Origin of the sequence: Furfurilactobacillus cerevisiae, assembly GCF_048961765.1 — a bacterium.
GTDB classification, from domain to species: domain Bacteria; phylum Bacillota; class Bacilli; order Lactobacillales; family Lactobacillaceae; genus Furfurilactobacillus; species Furfurilactobacillus milii_A.
Genome location: NZ_CP185253.1, coordinates 1,574,861 through 1,599,875, shown reverse-complemented (window position 1 = coordinate 1,599,875; position 25,015 = coordinate 1,574,861). Strand labels below are relative to the sequence as shown.

The 25,015-nt window shown below is 43.7% G+C and carries 21 protein-coding genes, 1 pseudogene and 1 riboswitch; of the genes and pseudogenes, 3 read left to right on the top strand and 19 right to left on the bottom strand.

The annotated features are described in order from the left end of the window. Positions 1-6: 6 nt before the first annotated feature. The 8 genes from thiD to ABUE36_RS07575 form a co-directional block, all read right to left on the bottom strand. On the bottom strand, positions 7-816 hold the full coding sequence (thiD, locus tag ABUE36_RS07610) for a bifunctional hydroxymethylpyrimidine kinase/phosphomethylpyrimidine kinase (protein WP_421017476.1): 810 nt from the start codon (positions 814-816) through the stop codon (positions 7-9). Between the two features lie 11 nt (positions 817-827). Continuing rightward, a complete protein-coding gene (gene thiM, locus ABUE36_RS07605) occupies positions 828-1,631 on the bottom strand; it encodes a hydroxyethylthiazole kinase (RefSeq protein WP_161001298.1) in 804 nt (267 codons plus the stop codon). Between the two features lie 143 nt (positions 1,632-1,774). Further along, positions 1,775-1,879, bottom strand: a riboswitch (TPP riboswitch). Positions 1,880-1,943: 64 nt separating this feature from the next. Then, the gene (gene msrA / locus ABUE36_RS07600; RefSeq protein WP_161001297.1) at positions 1,944-2,492 is read right to left on the bottom strand and encodes a peptide-methionine (S)-S-oxide reductase MsrA; all 549 of its coding nucleotides are present in this window, start codon (positions 2,490-2,492) and stop codon (positions 1,944-1,946) included. A gap of 23 nt (positions 2,493-2,515) precedes the next feature. After that, positions 2,516-2,965 (bottom strand): peptide-methionine (R)-S-oxide reductase MsrB, encoded by a 450-nt coding sequence (gene msrB / locus ABUE36_RS07595; protein WP_162855614.1) that lies wholly within the window; start codon positions 2,963-2,965, stop codon positions 2,516-2,518. Between the two features lie 68 nt (positions 2,966-3,033). Then, positions 3,034-3,396, bottom strand: coding sequence for an iron-sulfur cluster biosynthesis family protein (locus tag ABUE36_RS07590; RefSeq protein ID WP_161001296.1), 363 nt, complete (start codon positions 3,394-3,396; stop codon positions 3,034-3,036). Positions 3,397-3,737: 341 nt separating this feature from the next. Then, positions 3,738-4,124, bottom strand: a complete 387-nt coding sequence (locus tag ABUE36_RS07585) for an iron-sulfur cluster biosynthesis family protein (RefSeq protein ID WP_161001295.1) — start codon at positions 4,122-4,124, stop codon at positions 3,738-3,740. A 140-nt stretch (positions 4,125-4,264) separates the two neighbouring features. Further along, positions 4,265-5,191, bottom strand: a complete 927-nt coding sequence (locus ABUE36_RS07580; RefSeq protein ID WP_017261881.1) for a manganese-dependent inorganic pyrophosphatase — start codon at positions 5,189-5,191, stop codon at positions 4,265-4,267. Then, positions 5,191-6,189, bottom strand: a complete 999-nt coding sequence (locus ABUE36_RS07575; protein ID WP_421016498.1) for a LysR family transcriptional regulator — start codon at positions 6,187-6,189, stop codon at positions 5,191-5,193. Before ABUE36_RS07575 ends, ABUE36_RS07580 begins: the two co-directional genes overlap by 1 nt. Positions 6,190-6,400: 211 nt before the next feature. Here ABUE36_RS07575 and ABUE36_RS07570 point away from each other — a divergent pair, with 211 nt between their 5' ends. Further along, the gene (locus ABUE36_RS07570; RefSeq protein ID WP_096109805.1) at positions 6,401-7,330 is read left to right on the top strand and encodes an IS30-like element ISLpl1 family transposase; all 930 of its coding nucleotides are present in this window, start codon (positions 6,401-6,403) and stop codon (positions 7,328-7,330) included. A gap of 239 nt (positions 7,331-7,569) precedes the next feature. On the opposite strand, the gene parC is transcribed toward ABUE36_RS07570, so the two are convergent. Together parC and parE are read right to left on the bottom strand one after the other, a co-directional pair. Further along, positions 7,570-10,023 (bottom strand): DNA topoisomerase IV subunit A, encoded by a 2,454-nt coding sequence (parC, locus tag ABUE36_RS07565; RefSeq protein WP_421016497.1) that lies wholly within the window; start codon positions 10,021-10,023, stop codon positions 7,570-7,572. A 55-nt stretch (positions 10,024-10,078) separates the two neighbouring features. Further along, a complete protein-coding gene (gene parE / locus ABUE36_RS07560; RefSeq protein WP_161001292.1) occupies positions 10,079-12,208 on the bottom strand; it encodes a DNA topoisomerase IV subunit B in 2,130 nt (709 codons plus the stop codon). A 295-nt stretch (positions 12,209-12,503) separates the two neighbouring features. On the opposite strand from parE, the pseudogene plsY reads away from it, so the two are divergent. Next, positions 12,504-13,106 (top strand): annotated as a pseudogene (gene plsY, locus ABUE36_RS07555) (glycerol-3-phosphate 1-O-acyltransferase PlsY); the annotation flags it as partial. Positions 13,107-13,440: 334 nt separating this feature from the next. Here the strand turns inward: plsY and ABUE36_RS07550 are convergent. From ABUE36_RS07550 to ABUE36_RS07515, 8 genes are all read right to left on the bottom strand, one after another. Continuing rightward, positions 13,441-14,319, bottom strand: a complete 879-nt coding sequence (locus tag ABUE36_RS07550; RefSeq protein WP_161001290.1) for an aldose 1-epimerase family protein — start codon at positions 14,317-14,319, stop codon at positions 13,441-13,443. 57 nt (positions 14,320-14,376) lie between these two features. Beyond that, a complete protein-coding gene (xerC, locus tag ABUE36_RS07545; RefSeq protein WP_161001289.1) occupies positions 14,377-15,357 on the bottom strand; it encodes a tyrosine recombinase XerC in 981 nt (326 codons plus the stop codon). Between the two features lie 219 nt (positions 15,358-15,576). Then, the gene (gene trmFO / locus ABUE36_RS07540) at positions 15,577-16,935 is read right to left on the bottom strand and encodes a methylenetetrahydrofolate--tRNA-(uracil(54)-C(5))-methyltransferase (FADH(2)-oxidizing) TrmFO (RefSeq protein ID WP_161001288.1); all 1,359 of its coding nucleotides are present in this window, start codon (positions 16,933-16,935) and stop codon (positions 15,577-15,579) included. 178 nt (positions 16,936-17,113) lie between these two features. Then, positions 17,114-19,216, bottom strand: coding sequence for a type I DNA topoisomerase (topA, locus tag ABUE36_RS07535; protein WP_161001287.1), 2,103 nt, complete (start codon positions 19,214-19,216; stop codon positions 17,114-17,116). A 173-nt stretch (positions 19,217-19,389) separates the two neighbouring features. After that, positions 19,390-20,277, bottom strand: a complete 888-nt coding sequence (gene dprA / locus ABUE36_RS07530; RefSeq protein ID WP_161001286.1) for a DNA-processing protein DprA — start codon at positions 20,275-20,277, stop codon at positions 19,390-19,392. Positions 20,278-20,458: 181 nt separating this feature from the next. After that, positions 20,459-21,250 (bottom strand): ribonuclease HII, encoded by a 792-nt coding sequence (locus ABUE36_RS07525; protein ID WP_161001285.1) that lies wholly within the window; start codon positions 21,248-21,250, stop codon positions 20,459-20,461. Continuing rightward, complete coding sequence (gene ylqF, locus ABUE36_RS07520) at positions 21,243-22,133, bottom strand: ribosome biogenesis GTPase YlqF (protein ID WP_161001284.1); 891 nt, start codon at positions 22,131-22,133, stop codon at positions 21,243-21,245. Before ylqF ends, ABUE36_RS07525 begins: the two co-directional genes overlap by 8 nt. A 187-nt stretch (positions 22,134-22,320) precedes the next feature. Next, positions 22,321-22,950, bottom strand: coding sequence for a hypothetical protein (locus ABUE36_RS07515; protein ID WP_421016496.1), 630 nt, complete (start codon positions 22,948-22,950; stop codon positions 22,321-22,323). A gap of 46 nt (positions 22,951-22,996) precedes the next feature. On the opposite strand from ABUE36_RS07515, the gene ABUE36_RS07510 reads away from it, so the two are divergent. Continuing rightward, positions 22,997-23,917, top strand: a complete 921-nt coding sequence (locus ABUE36_RS07510) for an IS30-like element ISLsa1 family transposase (protein WP_011373852.1) — start codon at positions 22,997-22,999, stop codon at positions 23,915-23,917. A 123-nt stretch (positions 23,918-24,040) separates the two neighbouring features. On the opposite strand, the gene ABUE36_RS07505 is transcribed toward ABUE36_RS07510, so the two are convergent. Continuing rightward, complete coding sequence (locus ABUE36_RS07505) at positions 24,041-24,970, bottom strand: IS30-like element ISLpl1 family transposase (protein ID WP_096109805.1); 930 nt, start codon at positions 24,968-24,970, stop codon at positions 24,041-24,043. Positions 24,971-25,015 lie beyond the last annotated feature (45 nt).

Below are 25,015 nucleotides of genomic sequence, written 5' to 3'. Positions count from 1 at the left end.
GCTCGTTTATTCCTCCGATACCACAGCCCAGTGATTAAGCGGACCATGACCGTGGCCCACTTTGATGCCTTGTGCAATCGTGGCACTAACATAGGCCTTACCCGTCCGAATGGCCGTTTCAATGTCGCTACCCTTGGCTAATTCCGCAGTGATGCAAGCAGATAGCGTGTCGCCGGTACCGTGCGTATTGTGTGTATCAAAGCGCGGACTTCTCAACCAAAAAGACCGTCCGTTTTCAAGCAAAACAAAATCACTGGCCGTTGTCGGATCCGCCTCGTGACCGCCTTTGACCATCACGTTTTTAGCCCCCATCGCCTGCAATTGCTGTCCGGCGCGCTGCATGTCAGCATCATTTTCAATGGTTAATCCTGTTAGTGCCTCGGCCTCAGGAAGGTTCGGTGTCACGATGGTGGCTAACGGAATTAGTTCTTTCTTAACGGTAGCGATAGCGTCTTCGGCCAATAACGGCGCACCACCTTTAGCAATCATCACTGGATCAACCGTGAGTGGACCAAAGTCATAACGGGTGAGATTTTCAACAACATTATGAACACGGATAGAGTCTGCGAGCATGCCAGTCTTACAAGCTTTGATGGCCAAATCAGCCTCTAACGAAGCAAACTGTTCGTCAATAATTTTGGTTGGCAAAGCCATGAAGTCCTGCACACCCAAGGTATTTTGGGCCGTAATAGCCACTAACACTGTTGTTGCGAAAACATGTCGTTCTTGAATTGTTTTTAAATCGGCCTGCATGCCTGCCCCACCGCCAGAATCAGAGCCTGCAATGGAAAGAGCCTGTGGGAATTGTGATGTCATCTGTTCTGTCATTATTCATCTACGACCTTATCTTTAAGATATGATGATAGTGTTTCCACTGTCACTTGACTAAAACTATCCATCAGGGCGATACCAAACGAACCAGGCTGTTTAAGCGTTAGTTTGGACTGGTTAACTGCCCACTGACCGGTCGCGCCAAAGATAGCGGTACCAGTCACTGCGGCTGTCATTGCATTGGGCTCCACCGCTAAGTAAGCAGCTACGATGCTGCTGAGCATATCCCCGGAACCAACGTGCGTTGCAAACAATGGTGTTCCGACATGAAGACTGACTGTCTGTTGGCCGTCACTGATCCAATCAATGGCTCCAGTCATCACAGCAACACAATGATAATGCAGCGCCACAGCCTGAACAATGCGTTTGGGATCAGCCACAGCACCGGTAGCGTCAATGCCCTTACCGTTAGATAGATCGCCTGACAAAGCCGCCATCTCTCCCGCATTGGCTCGAATGACTGTTGGCTGGGTAGTGGCTATTAGCCGATCAAACTGCTGGCGGCGGCTTGGTAAGCCAACCGCTACTGGATCGATCACAACAGGCCGTTGATGCTGATTAGCCAAGCTGCCAACAGTCATCATTTGGTCAATTTGATCAGGCGTCCAAGTGCCTAAATTCAACGCAATTGCGCCAGCAATCCCAACGAGATTGGCAGCCTCTTCCTTAGCTTTTGACATGATGGGAGACGCACCAATAGCGTTAACGGCGTTTGCCACTTCTGCAATCGTGACACTGTTAGCAACAGTAAAGACAACAGGATTAGTTTCCCGGATGGCTTCCAATAAAGACAGGTTCATTGTGATCCTCCAATTCGGTGACGGTGTCAAACAGTGACTAAAATTGATGATGCTAATCAGAAACTCAATAAATATACAGCGTCATAAAGCGGCGACAAAAAAGGCACTGAGCCCATAGGAAAAAGGTTCAGTGCCTAAAAGCAATCACACACTGGCCACTTTCCTTCGCAAGTCTCAACTTACAGGTTCGAAGGGTCCGATATCTATCGTCTCAGTTCAGCAGTTGCCGAACACCCCTAGTGGAATAGTTTACATGACATTATTTTAGCATACTCGGCATTCTAATTAGAAGTCAGATTACGTTTAATAACATTAGTCAGTTGTTTTCGATGTCTGTTGGGCTGTCTTCCATTTCTTATCGATAAAGGCTTCGCGGCCACCACTTTCCTGCATTGCATAACGTAATGGATTCTTTTTATAGAAATCCTGATGGTAATCTTCCGCCGGATAAAATGGTTTGGCATCCTCAATTTGCGTCACAATTGGGGCATCAAAACGACCGGACTCAGCTAACGCCTTTTTGGAAGCCTCTGCAATTTGGCGTTGTGTCTCATCTTTGACAAAAATAACGGGCCGATAGCTGTCTCCACGATCTTGAAATTGTCCCATCGCATCCGTGGGGTCCGTTTGTTGCCAATAAATTTGAACCAGTTTGTCGTAAGACATTACTTCTGGGTCAAACCAAATTTTAACTGCTTCCGTATGACCAGTTGTATGGCTGCAGACTTGTTCATACGTTGGATTAGGCACATGTCCACCGGTATAACCTGATACCACCTTATTGATGCCATCTACTGTTTCAAACGGCTTGACCATACACCAAAAACAACCACCTGCAAAAATTGCTGTTTCTTCTGCCATTTAATGCGCCTCCATCACTATTATTAAACCTGCTTAACGTTTGGGAACAGTTTAGCATATTTTTCGTAACCATTGCGTGTCAATTCATCTGCTGGAATAAACTTCAGCGCCGCTGAGTTAATGCAGTAGCGGAGGCCACCCTCTGCTTGAGGACCGTCGGTGAAGACGTGACCCAAATGAGAGTCCGCTTCCTTACTGCGGACCTCCGTTCTTTCCATACCCAATGATTGGTCACGATGTTCCGCTAAAGTTTCCTTCGTTATCGGATGCGTGAATGACGGCCAGCCACAACCGGCATCATATTTATCCGTTGAGGAAAATAACGGTTCACCACTGACAATATCAACGTAAATGCCATCTTGATAGAAGGCGTCATATTTACCAGAAAACGGCCGTTCGGTGGCGGCTTCTTGGGTAACTGCGTACGCTTCTGGGCTCAATTTATCAATGTTTGCTTGTTTGTCTTTTGCCAATTGCCAAATCTCCTTCTTCGTTGTTGAATCAATGTTGCCGTGTCTTGATGACGTTTATGCGATTATCCTTATTCCGCTGTTGAACCAGACATCACCCTGATTTGGACGTTTGGATCCAACTGTTCACTGTCACCGGTTAACTGTAAGGTATGAAATGTTGTGTTTTCTGTTAATTGCATGTGTTCAGACATATAGGTTTTACTGTAGTCCTTTACGGCCACAGGACCGAGATCTGAAGCAATCATAGCGTCATAGTCTGGCGTTTCTGCATCCTTGTCGACAATAATCAGATCAAACGAAGTATCCAATGAGCAATAACCAACGTTTGAAAACGGTCCAACACCGTCGTCAAAACTGAGTAATAAACGTTGATTTGGTCCCATAGCGGCCGCAATTTTAGTCTTAGCATCTGATGACATGGATAATTTCATAATGAACCTCCTTGTAGCTCAAAAGAATATATCTCGTACACAACTAAATTGTGTCTTGTGTACTTAACGATACCTTTATTCTCCGCAAAATAGAGAATAACGCAAGCATTCTGCTCAACCAGAAAAGAACAGTATCCCCATCACTTTGTGCTTGTCATAGGAATGGAGCGACGACATAGGTACGTGTTGAAAACGAGCATTAACGAAAACTGACCTATTCCCGAACTTGGGGAATGGGTCAGCTTTGAGTTAAGCGGAATTTCCAGGACTTTGGCGCGCGATATTGCGCATATTATTCGCCCCAAATAAACCTATGTCACAGCCGCATTATGTCACTAGCGTTAGTTTGATTGCGCCGGTTGACTAGCGGATGCATCAACAATAACCTCAACGTTATCGTCGATCTGTTCACCCTCGTCAGACAGCTTAATTGCGTGCATGAGACGGTTAAACGTCGCATGCAAGTGTTTACCAAGGAATCGGCCAGAATAGTCTTTATAGCGTACAGGACCTAAATTAGAGGGAATCAATGCTTGATAGTCATCAACATTTGCATCTTTGCCCACAACAACGAGCTGAAACGACACTTGGAGTGCCACCAGACCATGATGTGAGTATGGTCCAACACCATCATCGTAACTTAATAATAATTGATTTCCGTCGACAAGTAAGGGTTTTAATTGGGCCACGACTTCATCATCAAACGTTAATTCATGTTCTTCTGCCATTTTTAACGCCTCCATTCAGTTTCTCACACGTTTATTATTCGCCGTGAGCTGTTGTGAGGCAACTATTTATACTTAATATCCTTAGTGGTTCAATTAAAAAAACGTCTACAGATACACTGTAAACGTCTTTATTAAATAGCTTATTTAAATTGGTCTTGCAATGGTGGAACCACTTGTTTCTTACGTGAAACAACACCTGGTAAACTGGCCGTGTTGTTGGTTAACGTTGTGTTAAACGCTTTTTCAACAACATCAGTTGGTTCACCCCATACTAACAAGCGAGAGTCGCTGTCCAAGATGTTGGTAACCAAGACAAGGAATAAATCATAACCTTTTTCTTTGGCGTCGGCGGCCATGGCTGCTTCAAGTTTGTCTTGACGAGCAAAGACTTCGTCCAAGTCAACTGTGTTGATTTGGTCAATGCGGATGTTTTTACCACCCATTTCGAATGACTTTGCATCCTGTTCGATCAATTCGGCTTCACTCTTAGAAGATAGGTTAGTACCAGCTTTAAGTTCTTCCAAACCGTATGTCTTGTAATCAACGTCAGCAATTTCAGCCAATGCAATAACAGCAGCCTTATCGTCATCCGTTGTGGTTGGTGACTTCAATAGAAGTGTGTCTGAGATAATCGCAGACAGCATCAGCCCTGCTAATTGTGCTGGAATTTCAATCTTGTATTCGTCAAACATCTTCATCAAAATCGTGCTGGTACAACCAACTGGTTCTGCACGGTAGAACAGTGGTGATGATGTTGAGAAGTTGGCAATCCGGTGATGGTCAACAACGTGAGTAACCGTAACATCTTCAATGTCAGAAACACTTTGTTGATGTTCGTTATGGTCAACTAACATAACTGAATCAACTTCGTCACTGGCCTTAGTGATAACCCGTGGTGTTGGTTCGTCAAAATAGTTTAAGACAAATTGTGTTTCTTCGTTTGGTTCGCCTAAAGCAACCGCTTCAGTATCATACCCAAGTTTGTTTTGTAAGTATGAATATGCCTTTGCAGCAACAATTGCGTCAGTGTCAGGACTTTGGTGTCCAAAAACCAGTTCCTTACTCATTAATCTTTTGCTCCTTCGTCGTGGTGTTTAACACCATATTTTTGATCATGAATTTGAGTCAGCCGTGAAATATAATCATCGGCTTCCAAGTATGAATCAAATGCATCAAGTAAACGACCCACACGAGGAATCTCATCTTTATCTTTACGGAAAACGAACGCTAAGTCAAATTTAATTCCGGGTTCAAACTGAGCAGCGTGTAAATTGCTGTCAGCTCCCTTAGCAATACTATAACTATTTGGCAGTGCTGTGTAGGCCCCAGTTTCAGCACTGAATTGATAAATTTGGTCCGGCGTTGTGAAACGGGCCACCGCATTAGGTAAATCAACCATGGCGTTTTTGTAGTTTTCACGCAAAACTTGATCTAAATAATACTCACGAGGGTAAGTGACCCAAACGTTGTTAAGTGTATCCTTCAAACGGATCTTCTTTCGTTTGGCCATTTTTTCATCACTGTGAATGAATAGCAAATCTTCTGTAATGATCTTCTTTGAACGGTACGGCTTCCAGTTTTTAATGCTGTCATCTGGCAAGTACATAATCGCTAGATCAATGCGGTTATTCTCCAAACGATCCCAGATTTCTTTCCGCGTCAACATGTGGAAGTTGATGGTAACGTCAGGGTTTTCTTTATAGTACTGAATGGCAAAATCTTCAAACACAGAGTATTCAACGGAAGCTAATAGTCCGATGTTGATTTCGCCAGATTCAGCAGACGTTGATTGCTGAATTTCGTCTGTCGCTTGATTCAGCACTTCATAAATTTCGTGTGTTGCACTAAGCATGGTGTTACCAGCTTCTGACAAACGTAATTTTTTTCCGACTGAATAAAATAATGGTGCACCCACTGTTCGTTCAAGCTTTTTAATTTGTTGCGTTAATGCAGGCTGTGTAATCCCAAGGATTTGGGCTGCCTGTGTATAGTTCATTGTTTCTGCCAGTTGTAAAAAGTAGGTCAATGTTTTCGAAGAAAAGATAGTCTCCTGTTTGCTTTTCATTATCCAGCGCCTTTCAAATTGATCATCTATTATAAACAAAATCTTTTCGATACGATAATTATACGCAATGGAAGTCTGTTTACGCAAGCATTAAAACTGAATTCATCATTATAGTAGATTGTAAAATTAATCCGAACGCTGTTCGGACAAAAAAGATCAGCTTCCTTTAAAATGGTGTTTACAACAAACCCATCTTTTAGGAGCTGATCTTTTGTCTAGTATAACCTATTCCGAACGAATTAAAATCGAAACCTTTTGTGAACTAGGGCTGTCCAATATCCAAATGGGCGTTCGGCTGAACCGATCACCGTCAACAATTTCTTATGAATTATCTCGATGTCAACCTTATCAGGCTGAATTAGCACAAACAGATGCCGAATACAAGCGATCACGATGTGGTCGGAAAACTAAGCTGAGCGATGAGTTAAAGCAAACAATTCTCAACCATTTACATCTAAGCTGGTCACCAGGAATGATTGCTCACGAATTTAAACTAGCGACTAAATCTATTTATAATTGGCTAAATCAGGGGAGAATTGGTTTCTCCTTGAATGATCTACCTGAACATGGCGTACGCCAACGGCGTAACGTTGACCAACGATCCAAATATAATCAATCTTTGGGGCGATCGATTGAACAGCGTCCCATGATGATTAATCAACGTAATCGCATCGGTGATTTTGAACTAGATACCGTCGTTGGCCCTCGTGGGCATAGTAAGGCAGTTTTATTAACTTTAATCGATCGCAAATCACGGTTCCTTTGGGCATATCGGTTAAAGGACCGAACGACAGCGAGTGTTAATGAAGCACTGACTAAGTTCCTAACAACTTTTAATGGACCGGTGCACAGTTTTACTGTGGACCGTGGTACTGAGTTTAGTGGGCTAGTATCATTTGAATCACAATATGGTATTAAGACCTATTACTGTCATGCTTATACGCCAGCTGAACGTGGTAGTAATGAACGCTTTAATCGGAATTTACGTTATTTTTATCCTAAGGGGACTCGTTTTGAGCACATTAGTGCTCAAGATTTAACGACGACGTTACTCCAAATTAACCAGAGACCGCTTAAAATACTTGACTGGAAAACACCGTATCAGGTTATGCTGACCAATTTGTCCAAAAATTCGGATTAAATTTGCAATCTACCTTATTTTTAAATAATGCAAAATGATTTTATGTGTTTGTCTTGCAGTCATATTGGTACAGTGATAATCATACGCACTCCGATTCACTAATGCAATGGGAATGCTTGCTCATAAATCCAATAATGGAACGAAAAAAGCATAATGACCGTTAACTTTTAAGTTAACAAATCATTATGCTTAATTTGCGGTGGTATAGCTAGTTGGTAAACCACCTATTGCTTTTTAGACTAATTAAGAATGAGTGTTTGTTCCTTGTGACGCAGTGATGTCGGTACGCCTTCGGTATCAATGTCGATTACAAACGAGCCGTTTGAATACCGCGCATTACGTTCATGTTCAGCGGGCAAAATATCGTGACGAATACCGCGACTTGTAACCACTTCAACTGGAGATACGCTGTCATGAGCAACCGCAATAAAGGCAACGATTTCATGTGGGTTAGCCTTGAGCTCCCTCAGACATAGAACACCTTTACGAGCACGACTTGTCACTGGCACTTCACTGATGGCCATTTTCTTCAAAGCACCACGCTGGGTAACGATGATGGCATCATCGGAATCTTTAACCAGCTGCATGTTGACAACAACGTCATCGCCACGCAGATCCATCGACTTGGCACCACTGGTTCGTGCACCATTAGTTGGTACTTCAGCCAAATCATAGCGCAGTCCGAGACCATTACGGGACATTAACATAACCGTCAATGGCGCTTCTGAATTGACATACGTAATGTCAACGACCTGATCATCATTTTGCTTGAACTTTTCGAAGACACTAGCCCGTTTCTTATACGTTCGTCCCGGTAATAAGTCCATGAACGCCGTTTGTTTGATAAGACCATGCGCAGTCGCAATAACAAAATTGCCCGGCTCTTCCAAACTGCTGAATGTAAAGGCGGCGATAAGCTCCTCATCATCTGCTAGCCCAATTGATTGGGAAATGTGTTCTCCGGTATCTTTCCATCGGGCATCCGTGACCTCGTGAATCGGTCGGTAAATCAAGTTTCCTTTGCTGGTAAACATAAATAAATGATCCAGTGTGGAAACTTGCTTCAATAAGATTGGGTAGTCTTCTTCTTTGAGACCGTTGTCGTTTTCAGAAGAAGCTTGATAAGACCTTGGCGAACTCCGTTTGATATAACCATCATGTGAAACCATTAAAACAACGGTTTCATCGGCAACCATGACAGTTCGATCCACCTTAAGTTCTTCAATTTGGTCTTCAATTTGGGTCAAACGTGGTGAACCAAATTGTTTTTTGACGTCCTGCATCTGCGTGCGCATCACTTTGCGCAAGGAGGCATCATTAGCCAAAATGTCTTCAAGCTTTTCAATCTGGGCGTCCAGTTCCGCATGCTCACGCCGCAACTCTGTTACATCGGTATTAGTCAAACGATATAACTGTAACGTCACAATTGCTTCCGCCTGAGGATCAGTAAAGTCATACTTGTCCATCAAGTTTTGCTTGGCATCCTTGCGGTTTTTACTTCCACGAATGGTCTGAATCACTTCATCCAAAATGGATAAAGCTTTAATCAAACCATCAACAATGTGTTGACGCTTTTTGGCCTTATTCAGGTCATACTGCGTCCGTTTGGTAATCACCTCACGTTGAAAGTCAATGTACGCCTGCAAGGCTGTTTTTAAACCAACGCGTTCTGGTCGCATATTATGAATAGCAACCATGTTGAAATTATACGTGATCTGCAAATCAGTGTTTTTCAACAAATAATTTAAAATACCCTGTGCATCTGCATCAGCTTTTAACTCAACAGCAATGGTCAGTCCCTGACGATCAGATTCATCACGGACTTCAACGATGCCCTCGACCTTTTTCATGATCCGGATTTCGTCCATTTTTTTTACAAGCAAGGCTTTATTAACTTCATACGGAATTTCCGTGATTTCAATTTCCTGCTTGCCACCCTTAAGGGGCTTGAAGGCTGTTTTAGAACGCAACACGATACGGCCAGCACCAGTATTGTAAGCTTTTTTGATACCATCTAAGCCTTGAATAATGCCGCCAGTCGGAAAGTCTGGCCCCTTAACGAACTCCATCAAGTCATCAGTTGATGCCTTGGGATGCGCTAGTAAATAAATCAGTGCATCAATCAGTTCGTTTAAATTATGCGGTGGAATTTCTGTCGCATAACCGGCAGAAATGCCGCTGGCACCATTTACCAGTAAATTTGGGAAACGAGCCGGTAAAACGGTTGGCTCCTGTTCCGTATCATCAAAGTTAGGAACGAAATCAACAGTTTCTTTATCGATATCCTGTAGCATCGTGCCGGATATTTTACTTAAACGAGCTTCCGTATATCGCATTGCAGCCGGTGGATCAGCATCAATTGACCCGTTGTTCCCGTGCATTTCAATCAGCGGTGCTCGTAGCTTCCAGTCCTGACTCATACGCACCATGGCTTCGTAAATGGATGAATCACCATGTGGATGGTAATTACCCATGACGTTACCTACAGATTTAGCAGATTTACGGAATGCTTTATCAAAAGTATTACCATCCTTGTTCATGGCGTATAAAATGCGCCGCTGAACTGGCTTTAAGCCATCACGAATATCTGGCAAGGCACGATCCTGAATGATGGATTTTGAGTAACGGCCAAACCGTTCACCCATGACATCTTCCAGGGTTAGTTCCTGAATGTTTTGTGTGTCATCTGCCACAAGTTCTGCTCCTTTCCTGCATTAAAACAAGCACCTTGTTTAATTAATTAACTAATTATTTATTGTCCCAAACGGTAATCGTTGGACCTTGTTGTTTAGAATCTTGAGCATCGACTGAACTCTTATCAGTCTTTTGTTCTTTTTGACTGCCTGTTGCTACTGTCGTTGCAGTATCTACAGCTTCGTCGTCTTCATTGTTTGGATCATCATCTTCAACATGATGGGCTGAGTTAACGGCTGCATTATCAAGAATTGAACCGTCTTCTTCCAAGTTAAAGGCCACGTTGTCTTCAATCCACTTTCGACGTGGTTCAACTTTATCACCCATCAACGTTGTGACACGACGTTCGGCTAAGGCTGCGTCATCGATTCGAACACGAATTAAAGTACGGCTCGCTGGATCCATTGTCGTTTCCCACAACTGATCAGCGTTCATTTCACCGAGACCTTTGAAACGCTGGAGAGAATAGCCACGGCCAATCTTTTGCTCTTTACCGCTTAATTCTGCGTCTGTCCAAGCATATTCAATCTGAGTTTTCTTGCCAACACCTTTTTGAAGCTTATAAAGCGGCGGTAAGGCAATGTATACTCGGCCGGCGTCGATCATTGGCCGCATGTATTTGTAGAAGAAGGTCAGTAGCAAAATCTGAATATGAGCACCATCATCATCGGCATCTGTCATGATAATAATCTTGTCATAGTTGGCATCTTTAATATCAAAATCAGCACCAACACCAGCACCAATCGTATAAATCATGGTGTTGATTTCCTCATTTTTAACGATGTCTTGCAGTTTAGCCTTTTCTGTATTTAGGACTTTCCCACGTAATGGCAAGATGGCTTGGAACTTACGATCCCGGCCTTGCTTAGCAGACCCACCGGCAGAATCACCCTCAACTAAGAATAGTTCATTGCGTTTAGCATTTTTGGATTGTGCAGGAGTCAGTTTACCTGAAAGTAACCGTTCCTGACGGCCTTTTTTCTTACCGTTACGGCTTTCGTCACGGGCTTTGCGAGCAGCTTCACGAGCCTGACGAGCCTGCAGGGACTTGCGAATCAGCATTTGCGCAAATTCACCGTTTTCCATGAGGTAAAACCCGAGTTGTTCATTAACGACATTGTCAACGATGGTGCGGGCTTCGCTGGTTCCAAGTTTGTCTTTCGTCTGACCTTCAAATTCCAAAATAGCTTCTGGAATCCGTAGTGACAAAATAACGGATAAGCCTTCACGCACATCAGAACCTTCGAGGTTTTTATCCTTCTCTTTTAGCAAGCCAACCTTACGTGCATATTCGTTGAACGCTTTCGTCCAAGCGGACCGCAATCCCGCCTCATGTGTTCCACCACCAGGAGTTCGCACATTATTAACAAATGACAACATCGTTTCCGAGTAACCATCGTTGTACTGTGCTGCCACTTCAACTTCGACACCATCTTTGCTGCCATCAAAATACATGACATCGCCCAACGTGTCCTTATCTTCGTTTAAATAGGCAACAAACTCCTTGATTCCATCAGGGTAGTGAAATTCTTCGGTGCGTTCTTGTCCGGCACGTTCATCGGTGAGCGTGATTTTTACGTTTGTCAGTAAGAACGCAGACTCACGCAGGCGTTCTTCTAGTGTACCGAAGTTATAAACGACCGTTGTAAAGACACTTGGATCTGGCTTAAATGAAACAGTTGTTCCATTGTGTTCCTTAGTTTTGCCCAGTTTAACCAAAGTGCCAACTGGGTGACCGCCGTCCTTGAAGTCTTCCTGATACTTCATTCCGTCCTTAACGATGGTTACCGTTAACCACTCAGATAGAGCATTAACAACGGAGGAACCGACACCATGCAGTCCACCAGAAGTCTTGTAGCTACTGTCGTTAAACTTACCACCGGCGTGTAGCACGGTCAGGATAACTTCAGGCGTTGGGATGCCAGACTCGTGCATTCCCACTGGCATCCCCCGGCCATGATCCTTAACCGTAATGGAGTTGTCTGCGTGAATCGTCACGTTGATTTCTTTACCGAAACCGGCCAGCGCTTCATCAACCGCATTATCTACGATTTCGTAGACCAAGTGATGAAGGCCCCGTGCATCCGTTGAGCCGATATACATCCCCGGGCGTTTGCGAACGGCTTCCAGGCCATGCAATATTTGAATACTTGATGCATTGTAATCTTTGGCTGATGAAGCCATGTACCCAACATCCTCTCTTTAAAACGTGTACTTTAAGCACAACGTAAATAGACTGTCTAAATTAAAATAACACACTCCGACCAAGTTTGGCATGACATTTTTGAGTCACCTGAGTTTTAATCAGCTATTTCTGACTATGAAAAACATCATAAATTTCGTGAAGTTACCATTCGATGCGAATGTATGTTCGCATGAGATTAAACATCTGTCAAGCATCAGTTTGTGAATTGAATTGGCAGCCAATGGTCTTCATGATAAAATAGAACACATTCAGTTTTAACAAAGGAAGTTACCCATGCTCAAATTACTGATTATGCTCTTGGTGGCCTATCTATTAGGATCAATTCCCACCGGTGTATGGATTGGCAAGATCTTCTTCCATACAGATATTCGCAAAGCTGGTTCTGGCAACATTGGCACCACTAACACGTACCGCGTCCTTGGTAAAACAGCTGGCACGGTCGTCATGCTCATTGATATCTTAAAAGGCGCTTTATCAACGTTACAACCAGTTGTATTTGGTGCTCCCATCGTTCATGGCGTCGTTATTAACGGTTTACTGATTGGACTGGGTGCCATTCTTGGTAACACCTTTTCTATCTTTGACGGATTTAAGGGTGGTAAGGCCGTCGCAACTAGTGCCGGAATTCTGGCGGGCTATAATTTTCCATTTTTCATTGTGGCCTGCATTATCTTCGGCAGCCTAGTTTACATTACTAGCATGGTTTCAGTGGCTTCAATGGCTGCCTTGACCATCATCACGTTTTTGTCCCTGCTCTATCAAGACGGCGTACTGACCACGGTCGCATTTGTGCTAACGCTTTTTATCATTTACCGACACCGCGCCAATTTAGATCGCATCAAGGCTGGTACCGAAAACATGGTGCCGTTTGGGTTGTATCATCATTATCGTTTATCCCATCCGATCAAACCTAAGCAGGACGCCGATGATTCGAAAGCGAGCGTTACTGAAAACGACAACGCTGACGCGAATCCAGAAACCGTTAAAGACGAGACTTCTACAGTTAAAGCGCCAAAAGCCGCAACCAAAGTGACTAGTGAAGAAGCGCAGTTGGATAACAACACATCCTCGACGGAGTCAAAATAACGTTTAACACGCTCTAGTTAAACGACTAGAAACAACAGCGTTTACTAACACATCAAAATGTTAGTAAACGCTGTTTTATTGCGCCCATAATTCACTTAAAAATTGTCGCATCTATTAAGGCGTCCTAGAAGTATTCAATACTATAGTCCGCATTAAACATCGCTTGTGGATACAACTCATGAATACCAAACTTTTTGGTCAGGTCACCATCCGCATTAACTGCGTCAGCAATCCCCCACCAAGGTTCGATACAAACGAACGGTGCCTTAGCTGGATATGGTGACCAAACGCCCACATAATCAGCGTTTTGAAGGGTGACGGCAATGCCATGCTCGTTTAGCCCTGATGTTAGTGTTAATGTTGCTGGTTGTTGGTTCAATTGAAGAATTTTAGCATCGTGTTCAAATAAATCATGGTTGAGTTTCATTGGTCGTTCAAAGTTCAAGGTTGTTGGATGGTCAACATCACTAAAGGGACCATCAAGCTTCAGTGATGAATACGTTTGAGCCGGAGTAGCAGCCACGGTATAGTCATTGAACATTCCTTGACTGTCACCGAGTGGCACATTGAAGCCAGGATGACCGCCGATGGAAAAGTAAATGGGTTCATCGCTCGGATTGGCAACACGATATTCCACGCTTAACTGGCGACCTAATAAACTAAACATAATGTCTAATTGAAAAGCAAACGGGTATTTGATGCGACTGGCGTCGTTATCCTTCAAAGTAAACGTAACGCTGGTCGCAGTTTGTGCTGTCACCAAGAAATCCTGATCACGAGCAAAACCATGCTGGGTCATTGAATAAGTTTTGTCCTGATACCGATACTGATCATCGTGCAGCCGACCAACAATGGGAAACAAAACTGGCGCATGACGTCCCCAAAACTTTTTATCTGCCTGCCACATGTATTCTACATGCGTTTGTACATCTTTGACACTAGTTAACTCCGCGCCATGCTCGTTGATAGCAACCGTTAATTCTTCATTCGACAACTTAATCATTTTTTCCTCCTAGATTCAAACCAGATTTAAACAACTCTGATACGTGTATCACTCAAGCTAACTTTCTGGCTCATCTGGACCGCCACGGCCATGATCAACAGCTCGTGGAAAATAATTGCGATAGCTGGCCTGTAAATTCTCTTTGGTTACATGCGTGTAAATTTGGGTCGTGGACAAGCTACTGTGACCGAGTAATTCTTGCACAGTACGCAAGTCAGCCCCGCCGTTTAACATCTGTGTCGCAAATGAATGCCGCAACATATGGGGATGAATATCACCAGTCAGTGAACTTTGTTTCATCACCTGCTTTAATGCGTATTCAATACCTGCGCTGGTCAATGGATGACCGTATCGATTAATAAAGACATAGTCATGTTGTTGATGATATTTAGTCATTAATGGTGTACGGCACTGCTGCTCGTACGTATCAAGTGCATCACTTGCGTAGCGGCCAAACGGAACGTAACGTTCTTTGTCACCTTTACCATGAACTAAGATCATGTGAGTTGAGAAATCGAGGTCCTGATAGCGCAGTCCAGCACATTCAGAAACCCGCATTCCCGTCGCATACAACATTTCGATCAGGGCACGGTCACGAAACTGCAACGGTTTACTACCATCCCCGCTGGCCGTCTTCAACAATTCGTTAATCTCCTTATTGTAGAAAAATCGCGGCAGCGTTGACGGGTGTTTTTTTAAATTAACGTATACAAACGGATTATCTTTAACCAAATCATTTTTAACTAAAAAGCCGTAAAAAGAACGTAGTGATGAGATTTTTCGGGCCGTACTGGTTCTGGAATAATGTGCGTCATATAAATAACTGAGATATACCCGAATATCCAGGTGATCAATTGTGGAAAATGATTTTAAACCACCGTTGTCCTTCATGAATTGGATGAATTCTTGTAAATCTTCCTTGTACGCGGTCACAGTATTCGTTGAATAACGCCGCTCAACCTGCAGATACGTCAAAAATAATTGAACCCAATCGGTCTCTAGCTGACCTGGGTCGGATGTGATATCTTTTTCTGCCATAAATAAAAGCCCTCATTACCGCTAACATTAGCAAAATAACGAGGGCTTGACAAGCGTTTACATACGAACAAAACCATCGACTTGTCAGTTACTTTTTACAAATCAAAACGTTGCATTTACAGCAATACTGTTCATCACTATTAACTGCCAGTGAAATGATTCTGATTGTCTTTACCACAGATATGACCAGCAGAACCCAATTTAGACTGCTACTGACAACTAGGCTTCAGGTGTCGGTTGTTCTGCAGCTACCACAACTGGTTCAATGCCAACCGTAGGCAAAAATTCGTCAAGATCAGTTAACGCGCGATGAGCCACCTCAGTATTCCGTTCACGTTTGTCACGAATGCGATGATCTAATCCTGGCACAATTCCAAAGTTGGCATTCATTGGCTGAAAATGCTCCGCATCCGCAGTCGTAATGTAGTTGGCCATTGACCCGACCATCGTTGTTTTCGGAAAGGTTACGGTGTCTTGTCCCAAAGCAAGTTTGGCAGCGTTAATACCAGCCAGAATACCAGATGCCGCACTTTCAATATACCCTTCAACACCCGTCATTTGACCGGCAAACAGTAGCGTTGGCCGAGCCTTGGTTTGGTATGTCGCTTGTAATAGTTTAGGTGACTTCAGGAACGAATTACGGTGCATAACGCCATAACGCACGAATGTGGCCTTTTCTAGACCAGGAATCATGCGAAATACCCGCTTTTGTTCGCCCCACTTCAAATGTGTTTGGAAGCCGACAATGTTGTACAAGTCACCGGCTGCATTATCCTGGCGCAACTGTACAACCGCAAACGGACGCTTGCCCGTTTTAGGATCATCTAAGCCAACTGGTTTCAACGGGCCATATAGTAACGTTTGCCGACCACGTTTTGCCATAACCTCAACGGGCATACAACCTTCAAACACATCGCTGTCTTCGAAATCATGCACATCGGCGGTCTCAGCGTGAATCAAGGCATCGTAAAAAGCATTGTACTCTTCCTCGTTCATCGGGGCATTGAGATAGGACGCTTCTCCCTTGTCATAACGTGACTTTAAATACACCTTATCCATATCCAGTGAATCTTTGTTTAGAATTGGCGCAGCTGCATCGAAGAAATGCAGGTCGTCTTCTGCCGTAAAGGACTTAATGGCCTCAGCCAAAGGGCCGGCGGTCAACGGACCAGTTGCCATAACGGTGATGCCGTCAGGAATGGCAGTGACTTCCTCACTCACTACTTCAACATTAGGCATTTGTTTCAGCTCGTTGGTGATTTGTTCAGCAAACGGAGTCCGGTCAACCGCCAGTGCGCCGCCGGCAGGCACTGCATTAGCATCAGCTGAGCGGATAACGATACTGTCCAAATGTCTCATTTCAGCCTTGAGCAGACCGGCCGCGTTGCTAATTTGATTAGCCCGCAGAGAGTTTGTACAAACCAGTTCCGCAAAATTACCGGTTTCATGAGCCGGGGTTAACTTTGTTGGTCGCATTTCGAAAAGTTTGACGTTTACACCGGCCTTGGCGATGTGATAAGCTGCCTCACTACCTGCCAGACCAGCACCAATTACGTTTACAGTGGGTGTCGATGCCATGCTGATGCCTCATTTCTATTCGTTAAGTGAATGATTGAATTTTTTGTCAAGCGGTGCGTAACCGCATGTGTGTATTCTACACCGTCTGTAAGTAAAAACGCACCCCTAATCTCATAGCAAAAACCACAAGATCAAGAATGCGCAAATATAACTTAATGACGATCAAGTCGATAAATCGCTATTTTTGAACGTCTTCTTCGTAATCGCCATTTGGACAAACGACCTGTTTGCCACCTTTAACCTTCTTTTCGACCAAGAAGTGACCATCTTTAGGACAATCACGGCCAATTGGCTTATCCCATGACACAAAATCGCAGTCTGGGAAACGTGAACAACCATAGAAAACTCGGTTTCGCTTGGATTTACGTTCGATGATTTGACCCTTATGACACTTAGGACAAATGACACCAATTTCCTTAACGATAGCCTTAGTGTTACGACAATCTGGGAAACGTGAACAAGCGTAGAACTTGCCGTAACGACCCATTTTAATGACCATTGGGGCACCACAGATATCACAGTCAAAGCCGGCTGCTTCATCCTTGATCTTGATTTTCTCCATGTTATCTTCGGCTTTTTTAACTTCAGTCGAAAATGGCTTGAAGAACTCGTCGACCACTTTTACCCATTCTTCTGAACCCTTTTCAATACCGTCGAGTTTTTCTTCTAGACCAGCAGTAAACTCGATGTTTTCAATATCGGGGAAGAAATCGACAATAACACCATTGACGATTTCACCGAGTTCCGTAGGCACAAACCGGCGGGATTCAAGCTTGACGTAGTTACGTCGTTGAATCGTATCCAGCGTTGGCGCATACGTGGACGGACGACCAACACCGTTTTCTTCCAATGCATGAATTAAATTGGCTTCTGAGTAACGTGCCGGTGGCTGGGTGAAATGCTGTTGTGGATCATTCTTAACCATCTTAACCGTATCATCCACGTTTAAGTCTGGTAAAACATTATCCTTTTCAGCAGCGCCTTTGTAGACTTTGGTGAAACCAGCAAATTTCGTTTTAGAACCGTTGGCACGGAACTGAACATCGTTTTGATCAATCGTAACCGTCATCGTATCGGAGACTTCAGCTGTCATTTGTGAAGCAACAAAACGATTCCAGATCAATTGATATAAACGGAATTGATCGTTAGTCAGATACTGCTTCATCTCAGCAGGTGTCCGGTAAACACTGGTTGGCCGAACAGCTTCATGGGCATCCTGTGCCCCTTCTGGCAATTTACCTTTGACCGGCTTGACGGCTGCATATTCCGCGCCATATTCTTCATGAATATACTTTGAAGCTTCTTGCTTGGCAATGTGCGCAATTCGTGTTGAATCGGTCCGCATATAGGTAATCAGACCAACACTGCCGCCCTTACCAATATTAATTCCTTCATACAGCTGTTGGGCCGCCATCATTGTTTTCCGAGTCCGGTAATTCAATTGACGGTTGGCCACTTGTTGCATGGTTGATGTCGTAAATGGCGGTTGTGGCATGCGCCGACGTTCTTTACGCACAACATCAGTGATGTTAAAACTGGCTTTTTGGTCAATCTGTTTTAGAATCTCTTGAACGGCATCGTTATCTTTCAAGCCGGCCTTTTTTCCGTGAATCCCGTAAAAGCTGGCAGCAAACTTCTGCCGACCCTTTTGGAATTCAGAGTCAATGGACCAATATTCTACCGGCTGGAAGGCCTTGATTTCTTCCTCACGCTTGATGATCAGCGCAAGTGCGACACTCTGAACACGACCTGCAGACAGACCTTTTTTCACCTTTTTCCATAGAATTGGTGAAATTGAGTAACCTACCAAACGATCCAGAACCCGCCGTGCTTGTTGCGCATCGACTAAGTCCATGTCAATATCGCGCGGCTGTTTGAATGCGTTTTTAACAGTGTCCTTAGTAATTTCGTTAAAAACGACACGATTCTTTTCTTCAGGATCTAAATTTAATAAGTGGGATAAGTGCCATGCGATGGCTTCCCCTTCACGATCCGGGTCAGATGCCAGATAAACGCGCTTGGCATTTTTAGCATCCTTCTTTAATTCTTTAATGGTGTCGCCCTTACCACGAATTGAAATATAATGCGGTTCATAATCGTGTTCGACGTCAACACCCATCTGTGACTTTGGTAAATCACGGATATGGCCTTTGCTGGCAACAACTTTATAGTTGCGACCTAAGTACTTTTCAATTGTCTTAGCCTTTGAAGGCGATTCAACAATCACTAAGTTCTTTTTAGTCTTAGCCCTTGTTTTGGTTTTAGTTTTTGAGGTCGCCATGAAGCAACTCCTTTGTTAACATTATTGATTACTAGCTGATGAAACATCCTGTTCACCAGTGTCTAACCGTACACATAAGCACAGTCAAATCTAAATCACCATACTGCACAGTTACATAAGCTGTCAACTAAAACGAGATTTTTCTACTATATAATAGTCGATGATTTGAACAGTTAGCTCTGAAATTGCAGTTCGTTTAAAATAGTTTCTACATTGCAAACGGGAGTTGCGCCAGCACTAATTAATGCGTTGCAACCAGCGGACAATGGGTCTGTCACCCGACCGGGAATCGCCATCACGTTTCGGTTTTCTTGAAGACCAATATTAGCAGTAATCAAGCTACCCGAATGAATTGCAGCCTCTGTCACTAAGACACTTTGTGCCAGGCCAGCGATAATTCGGTTGCGTTCAGGAAAGCGATGCCGTGCTGGCCCGGTGCCAAGCGGATATTCGCTAATGACTAACTGAGTTCGCATCAAGTTTTGTTGCAAAGAACGATTGGCTGCTGGATAGGCAATGTCTAGCCCAGTACCAATGACTCCGATAGTGTGACCATTATGCTGAACAGCCAGTTGGTGACTAAGCGCATCGACGCCTGCTGCCAATCCAGAAATAATCGGAATCTTTGTCGCGATGACGGCTGGTAACCACTGTTTAAGCGTCGTGTACGAATATGCCGTTGCTTGACGCGCGCCCACAACGGCCAGTCCGGCTTGCTGAGTCAACCGCCAATTGCCACGGCTAAATAGAACTAACGGGGCAGCGTACATTTCTTTTAAATACGCGGGATAATCTTCATCGAGAATAGTCGTCACCTTGCCGAACTGGTGATTGCGCACAATTGTATCCGACAACCGTGAATCACGCCAACAGTTGGTCAGCTGCTTGGCCTTTATTTCTGGCAAAGCTAGGCAGTCCAGTAAATTTGTCAGGGTAAGTGGTACATCCGGCTCTGCCTGCAGGAATTGCCAAACTTTGCGTCGCCCAGCTAAGCCCACGCCAGGCATAAAATGAAGTCGAATCAGTGCGTCCCGATTAATCGTTTGTAGCAATCTCTCCATGTGTAGCCCTCCGTTAACATCTTGTGATCAAGACAAGCACATGAACAGTTCTTAATAACTTTATCCTGACGACTTAACATACGAATTTCTACCCAGCAATGTTCGCTGCAAAATAAAAAAACGGTTCTTTTGAAAAAAATCGGTGGTTATTAATTATTGTTATATCAAGAGCGATTGCAAATTAATCTTGTTGCAATCTTTTAGTGACCGGACTAAACGAACGGCGGTGAATTGGTGTCACGCCAAGCTGATCGAGGGCAGCTAAATGAGCAGCGGTTCCATAGCCGTCATTTTGTGCAAAATTATACCCTGGATAAACGCGATCGTACATCGACATCAAATGATCACGGTACACTTTAGCGACAATGCTGGCCGCACCGATGCTGACGGAACGTGCATCCCCCTTGATAAGTTTCTGTTGCGGCATTGGCACGTCAATTTGCATCGCATCAATCAGTAACGCGTCCGGTTGTTGTGGCAACGCTAGCACAGCATCACGCATGGCCACACGCGTTGCTTGGTAAATATTCAAGTGATCAATTTGCTTTGGTGAAGCAATTCCGATACCGACGCCCACACACGCAGATAAAATCTGTGGATACAGTAATTCCCGCTCATGTGCAGTTAACTGTTTGGAATCATTGACACCCAGTAAGTGAAAATCGTGTGGTAACTCAATGGCGCAGGTAACAACTGGGCCAGCCAAGGGGCCACGACCGACTTCATCAATGCCAGCGACCAATGACTGTCCCTTTGCCCAGCAAGCTCGTTCCAGTTGCAAACGTTGTTCAAAGGCGAATTCAGCGTTGGCCTGTGCAGTTAAGCGCCGATTCGTCTGCAGTAACAGTGAGGCAACCCCTTTCCGTGGATCTGCTGCTAACGTTGCTAACAGCGGATCGTTGGCCTGCTGAACATGAGCCAATTGTTCGCGTAGCATTGCAATGGACGGTTTTTTCGGCTTAGCTTCACTCATGATCCGCCTCAGACACGTTATCGGCAGATTCGTCAGATAATTCATCGGTAGTGTCAAACGTAAACCGACCCAACTTACCCTTGCGTAGATCAAAAATCAGACGTTCACTTGCCCGGTCGTAATCATCTTTAAAGCCCAGTCGTTTAGTGATAGCCAATAATAGATCCACGTCACTCAGTGTCAGTTCATCGTCAGTTAAATGATACCGTTCAGCCAATCGATCAGTTTGATTGTGTTCACGTATAAACTTAATTGCATACAGTGCGACATCGTCCTTGGCAAACAGAGAATCCTTGATTGCACCCGTCAAAGCAAGCTTTTGACCAACCAATGGATCCTCAAACTTAGGCCACAAAACACCAGGTGTATCTAACAGTTGAAGTTCTTCATTGGCCTTCAGCCACTGTTGCTTCTTAGTTACACCAGGCCGATCACCAGTGATGGCAACTTTTTTATTGACCAGTCGGTTCAACAACGTTGATTTACCAACGTTGGGGATACCGGCCATTACAGCACGAATAACGGGTTTCTGAATACCCTTTGCTTCCGCTCGCTCCTGCTGCGTTTTCAAAACTTCGCGAGCAGCTTTAACAAGGTTACCCACTAATTTTCGATCATTCACATCAATCGCAATAACGGGCTGATTGTGTTCACGGTAATATCGCACCCATTCCCCAGTGACTTTGGGATCAGCCAAATCACTTTTTTCGAGGATCAAGAGGGTTGGCTTTTGGGCCACTGTAGCCCGTAGTTCTGGATTCCGTGATGACTCTGGAATCCGGGCATCGACTAGTTCAAACACAATGTCGATGACCTTTAAGTTTTCTCGCAATTGGCGAATGGCCTTCGCCATATGACCGGGATACCATTGAATAGTAGCCATGGGCTTCAACCCCTTTCATGATAAGTAGTTTTAGAATTATTAATTTTTATATTAATGACATACGTGTTCCGTATTTCCTAAGGATATCACGACCGAATAGTTAGCAAAATTAATTTTACCATCTTTGTTATGATCTTGCCTGGGTAGTTAGAGCTCTCAGCCTGAATATATTTTAATTGCCGCTTAATCATTTAAAATGTCGGCGAATAAAAATCGTTTGTTGCAAACTAATGTCGTAAATCATCGAACGGCTTTCACTGAGTGTTAAACGATTCCGCCAATATTGTTGCCTTACATACTCAATTTCACTAGAGAAAAGTTGAATCATATAAAATCTTTCTTGATTCACTTTTTCTACAGTTGAGGTGTCATCGTGACGAGTTACATAGATTCTGGCTAAAACATTGGCCTCTGGGGAACCTGAATTCTGTTTAAGCAGGTACTGCATTATCTTATGATAACTTGCTAATTCGATTCGTTCTTGTTGTTGAAATAATGTCTTGCCAGAATCCGTTACTGAACCCATTTGTTTTGAGGAGTGTGTGCTGTTTAAAACATTCCACCAGTAGATAATTGCAGTCCAAGGAGTCAATTGTTGATTCATTATTTCACGTTTAATAATGTCTGAATGATACTCACTAGCACCTGTGGTAATGGCTTTCGTTTGTAATAACTTTTGTGTTGCCGTATTTTCAAGTCTGTCCGTTACCCGGTATAGATTGAGTAATTCTTTTTGGCTAACATGCGGCAATTTTCTTTGTGTCAGGCAAATTCTATAATTAATCCGAACAGAAATTAAAAAGCCCAAAGTAATCACTTACAATGGTAGTAGCTAATTCCAACCAATATAGGGAGTGATTACTTTGGGTACATCTACTTTATCACGTTTTCAACGTGGCGCACTAGCACAACTGGTCAATGAGGGGAATAAATCTTACCAAGTAATGGCTGACGCCTTAGGCGTCGCCAAAGCTACGATTAGCTATGAGTTGGACCGGGTTAAACCTTATGATCCAGAATTAGCTCAGCAAGATGCAGATCGCAAAAGGCGGAATTGCGGTCGTCGTTCGATGCTGACGGCAGCATTAGCGACTTTAATTACCAATCACTTACGATTAACCTGGTCACCAGAAACCATTGCGGCCGCTTATAACTTGAGCACTGCGTCAATTTATAATTGGCTTAATCGTGGCTGGCTCCCCTTCAAATTGACTGATCTACCCAATCGGAATGTCCGCCAGCACCGAGTGAGCGAAAATCGTGGGAAATTTACAAGTGGGACTTCCATCGAACAACGGCCAACAACTGTTAATCAACGATTAGCTTTTGGTCATTGGGAAGTAGATACGGTGCTTTCTAGTCGAAGTGAGTCACGATCATGTCTGGTTACATTCGTAGAACGTAAGACCCGACTTCTATGGGCCATCAAAGCCCCTAATAGAACGGCTAAGGCTCTAAACACCGCCTTTGGCAAGTTTATGGGGGCCTTCGGTCCCCAAGTAAAATCCATTACTGTTGATCATGGTAAAGAGTTTGCCAATTATCAGGCCTTAGAACAGGATTATCAGATCAAAGTTTATTTTTGCCATCCATATTCACCATGGGAGCGAGGTTCCAATGAATATTTTAATAGACGGTTACGCTGGTTCTTCCCGAAAAAGACCAATTTTAGCCAAGTAACGACTGATGAGATCCTAGCAGCACTTGAACTAATTAATCAACGACCATTAAAAATACATCATCAACAGACTGCCATTGAAAGATTCCGGGCTTGTTCGGATTAAACTTGTAATTTGCCGTCACAATTAAAACTCTCAAATAATTTTGAACATCCTCACTAAGCCGTAAGCTTTCAATTCGACGCAAACTATCTTGAATAAGTTCTTGCCAAATGGTAGATTGCAAATTTAATCCGAATTTTTGGACAAATTGGTCAGCATAACCTGATACGGTGTTTTCCAGTCAAGTATTTTAAGCGGTCTCTGGTTAATTTGGAGTAACGTCGTCGTTAAATCTTGAGCACTAATGTGCTCAAAACGAGTCCCCTTAGGATAAAAATAACGTAAATTCCGATTAAAGCGTTCATTACTACCACGTTCAGCTGGCGTATAAGCATGACAGTAATAGGTCTTAATACCATATTGTGATTCAAATGATACTAGCCCACTAAACTCAGTACCACGGTCCACAGTAAAACTGTGCACCGGTCCATTAAAAGTTGTTAGGAACTTAGTCAGTGCTTCATTAACACTCGCTGTCGTTCGGTCCTTTAACCGATATGCCCAAAGGAACCGTGATTTGCGATCGATTAAAGTTAATAAAACTGCCTTACTATGCCCACGAGGGCCAACGACGGTATCTAGTTCAAAATCACCGATGCGATTACGTTGATTAATCATCATGGGACGCTGTTCAATCGATCGCCCCAAAGATTGATTATATTTGGATCGTTGGTCAACGTTACGCCGTTGGCGTACGCCATGTTCAGGTAGATCATTCAAGGAGAAACCAATTCTCCCCTGATTTAGCCAATTATAAATAGATTTAGTCGCTAGTTTAAATTCGTGAGCAATCATTCCTGGTGACCAGCTTAGATGTAAATGGTTGAGAATTGTTTGCTTTAACTCATCGCTCAGCTTAGTTTTCCGACCACATCGTGATCGCTTGTATTCGGCATCTGTTTGTGCTAATTCAGCCTGATAAGGTTGACATCGAGATAATTCATAAGAAATTGTTGACGGTGATCGGTTCAGCCGAACGCCCATTTGGATATTGGACAGCCCTAGTTCACAAAAGGTTTCGATTTTAATTCGTTCGGAATAGGTTATACTAGACAAAAGATCAGCTCCTAAAAGATGGGTTTGTTGTAAACACCATTTTAA

What these genes read in the sequence shown, in the direction of transcription:
- thiD (WP_421017476.1), bottom strand. Translation starts at nt 816, where the DNA reads ATGACATCACAATTCCCACAGGCTCTTTCCATTGCAGGCTCTGATTCT.
- thiM (WP_161001298.1), bottom strand. Translation starts at nt 1,631, where the DNA reads ATGAACCTGTCTTTATTGGAAGCCATCCGGGAAACTAATCCTGTTGTC.
- msrA (WP_161001297.1), bottom strand. Translation starts at nt 2,492, where the DNA reads ATGGCAGAAGAAACAGCAATTTTTGCAGGTGGTTGTTTTTGGTGTATG.
- ABUE36_RS07590 (WP_161001296.1), bottom strand. Translation starts at nt 3,396, where the DNA reads ATGAAATTATCCATGTCATCAGATGCTAAGACTAAAATTGCGGCCGCT.
- ABUE36_RS07585 (WP_161001295.1), bottom strand. Translation starts at nt 4,124, where the DNA reads ATGGCAGAAGAACATGAATTAACGTTTGATGATGAAGTCGTGGCCCAA.
- ABUE36_RS07580 (WP_017261881.1), bottom strand. Translation starts at nt 5,191, where the DNA reads ATGAGTAAGGAACTGGTTTTTGGACACCAAAGTCCTGACACTGACGCA.
- ABUE36_RS07575 (WP_421016498.1), bottom strand. Translation starts at nt 6,189, where the DNA reads ATGAAAAGCAAACAGGAGACTATCTTTTCTTCGAAAACATTGACCTAC.
- parE (WP_161001292.1), bottom strand. Translation starts at nt 12,208, where the DNA reads ATGGCTTCATCAGCCAAAGATTACAATGCATCAAGTATTCAAATATTG.
- ABUE36_RS07550 (WP_161001290.1), bottom strand. Translation starts at nt 14,319, where the DNA reads ATGATTAAGTTGTCGAATGAAGAATTAACGGTTGCTATCAACGAGCAT.
- xerC (WP_161001289.1), bottom strand. Translation starts at nt 15,357, where the DNA reads ATGGCAGAAAAAGATATCACATCCGACCCAGGTCAGCTAGAGACCGAT.
- trmFO (WP_161001288.1), bottom strand. Translation starts at nt 16,935, where the DNA reads ATGGCATCGACACCCACTGTAAACGTAATTGGTGCTGGTCTGGCAGGT.
- topA (WP_161001287.1), bottom strand. Translation starts at nt 19,216, where the DNA reads ATGGCGACCTCAAAAACTAAAACCAAAACAAGGGCTAAGACTAAAAAG.
- dprA (WP_161001286.1), bottom strand. Translation starts at nt 20,277, where the DNA reads ATGGAGAGATTGCTACAAACGATTAATCGGGACGCACTGATTCGACTT.
- ABUE36_RS07525 (WP_161001285.1), bottom strand. Translation starts at nt 21,250, where the DNA reads ATGAGTGAAGCTAAGCCGAAAAAACCGTCCATTGCAATGCTACGCGAA.
- ylqF (WP_161001284.1), bottom strand. Translation starts at nt 22,133, where the DNA reads ATGGCTACTATTCAATGGTATCCCGGTCATATGGCGAAGGCCATTCGC.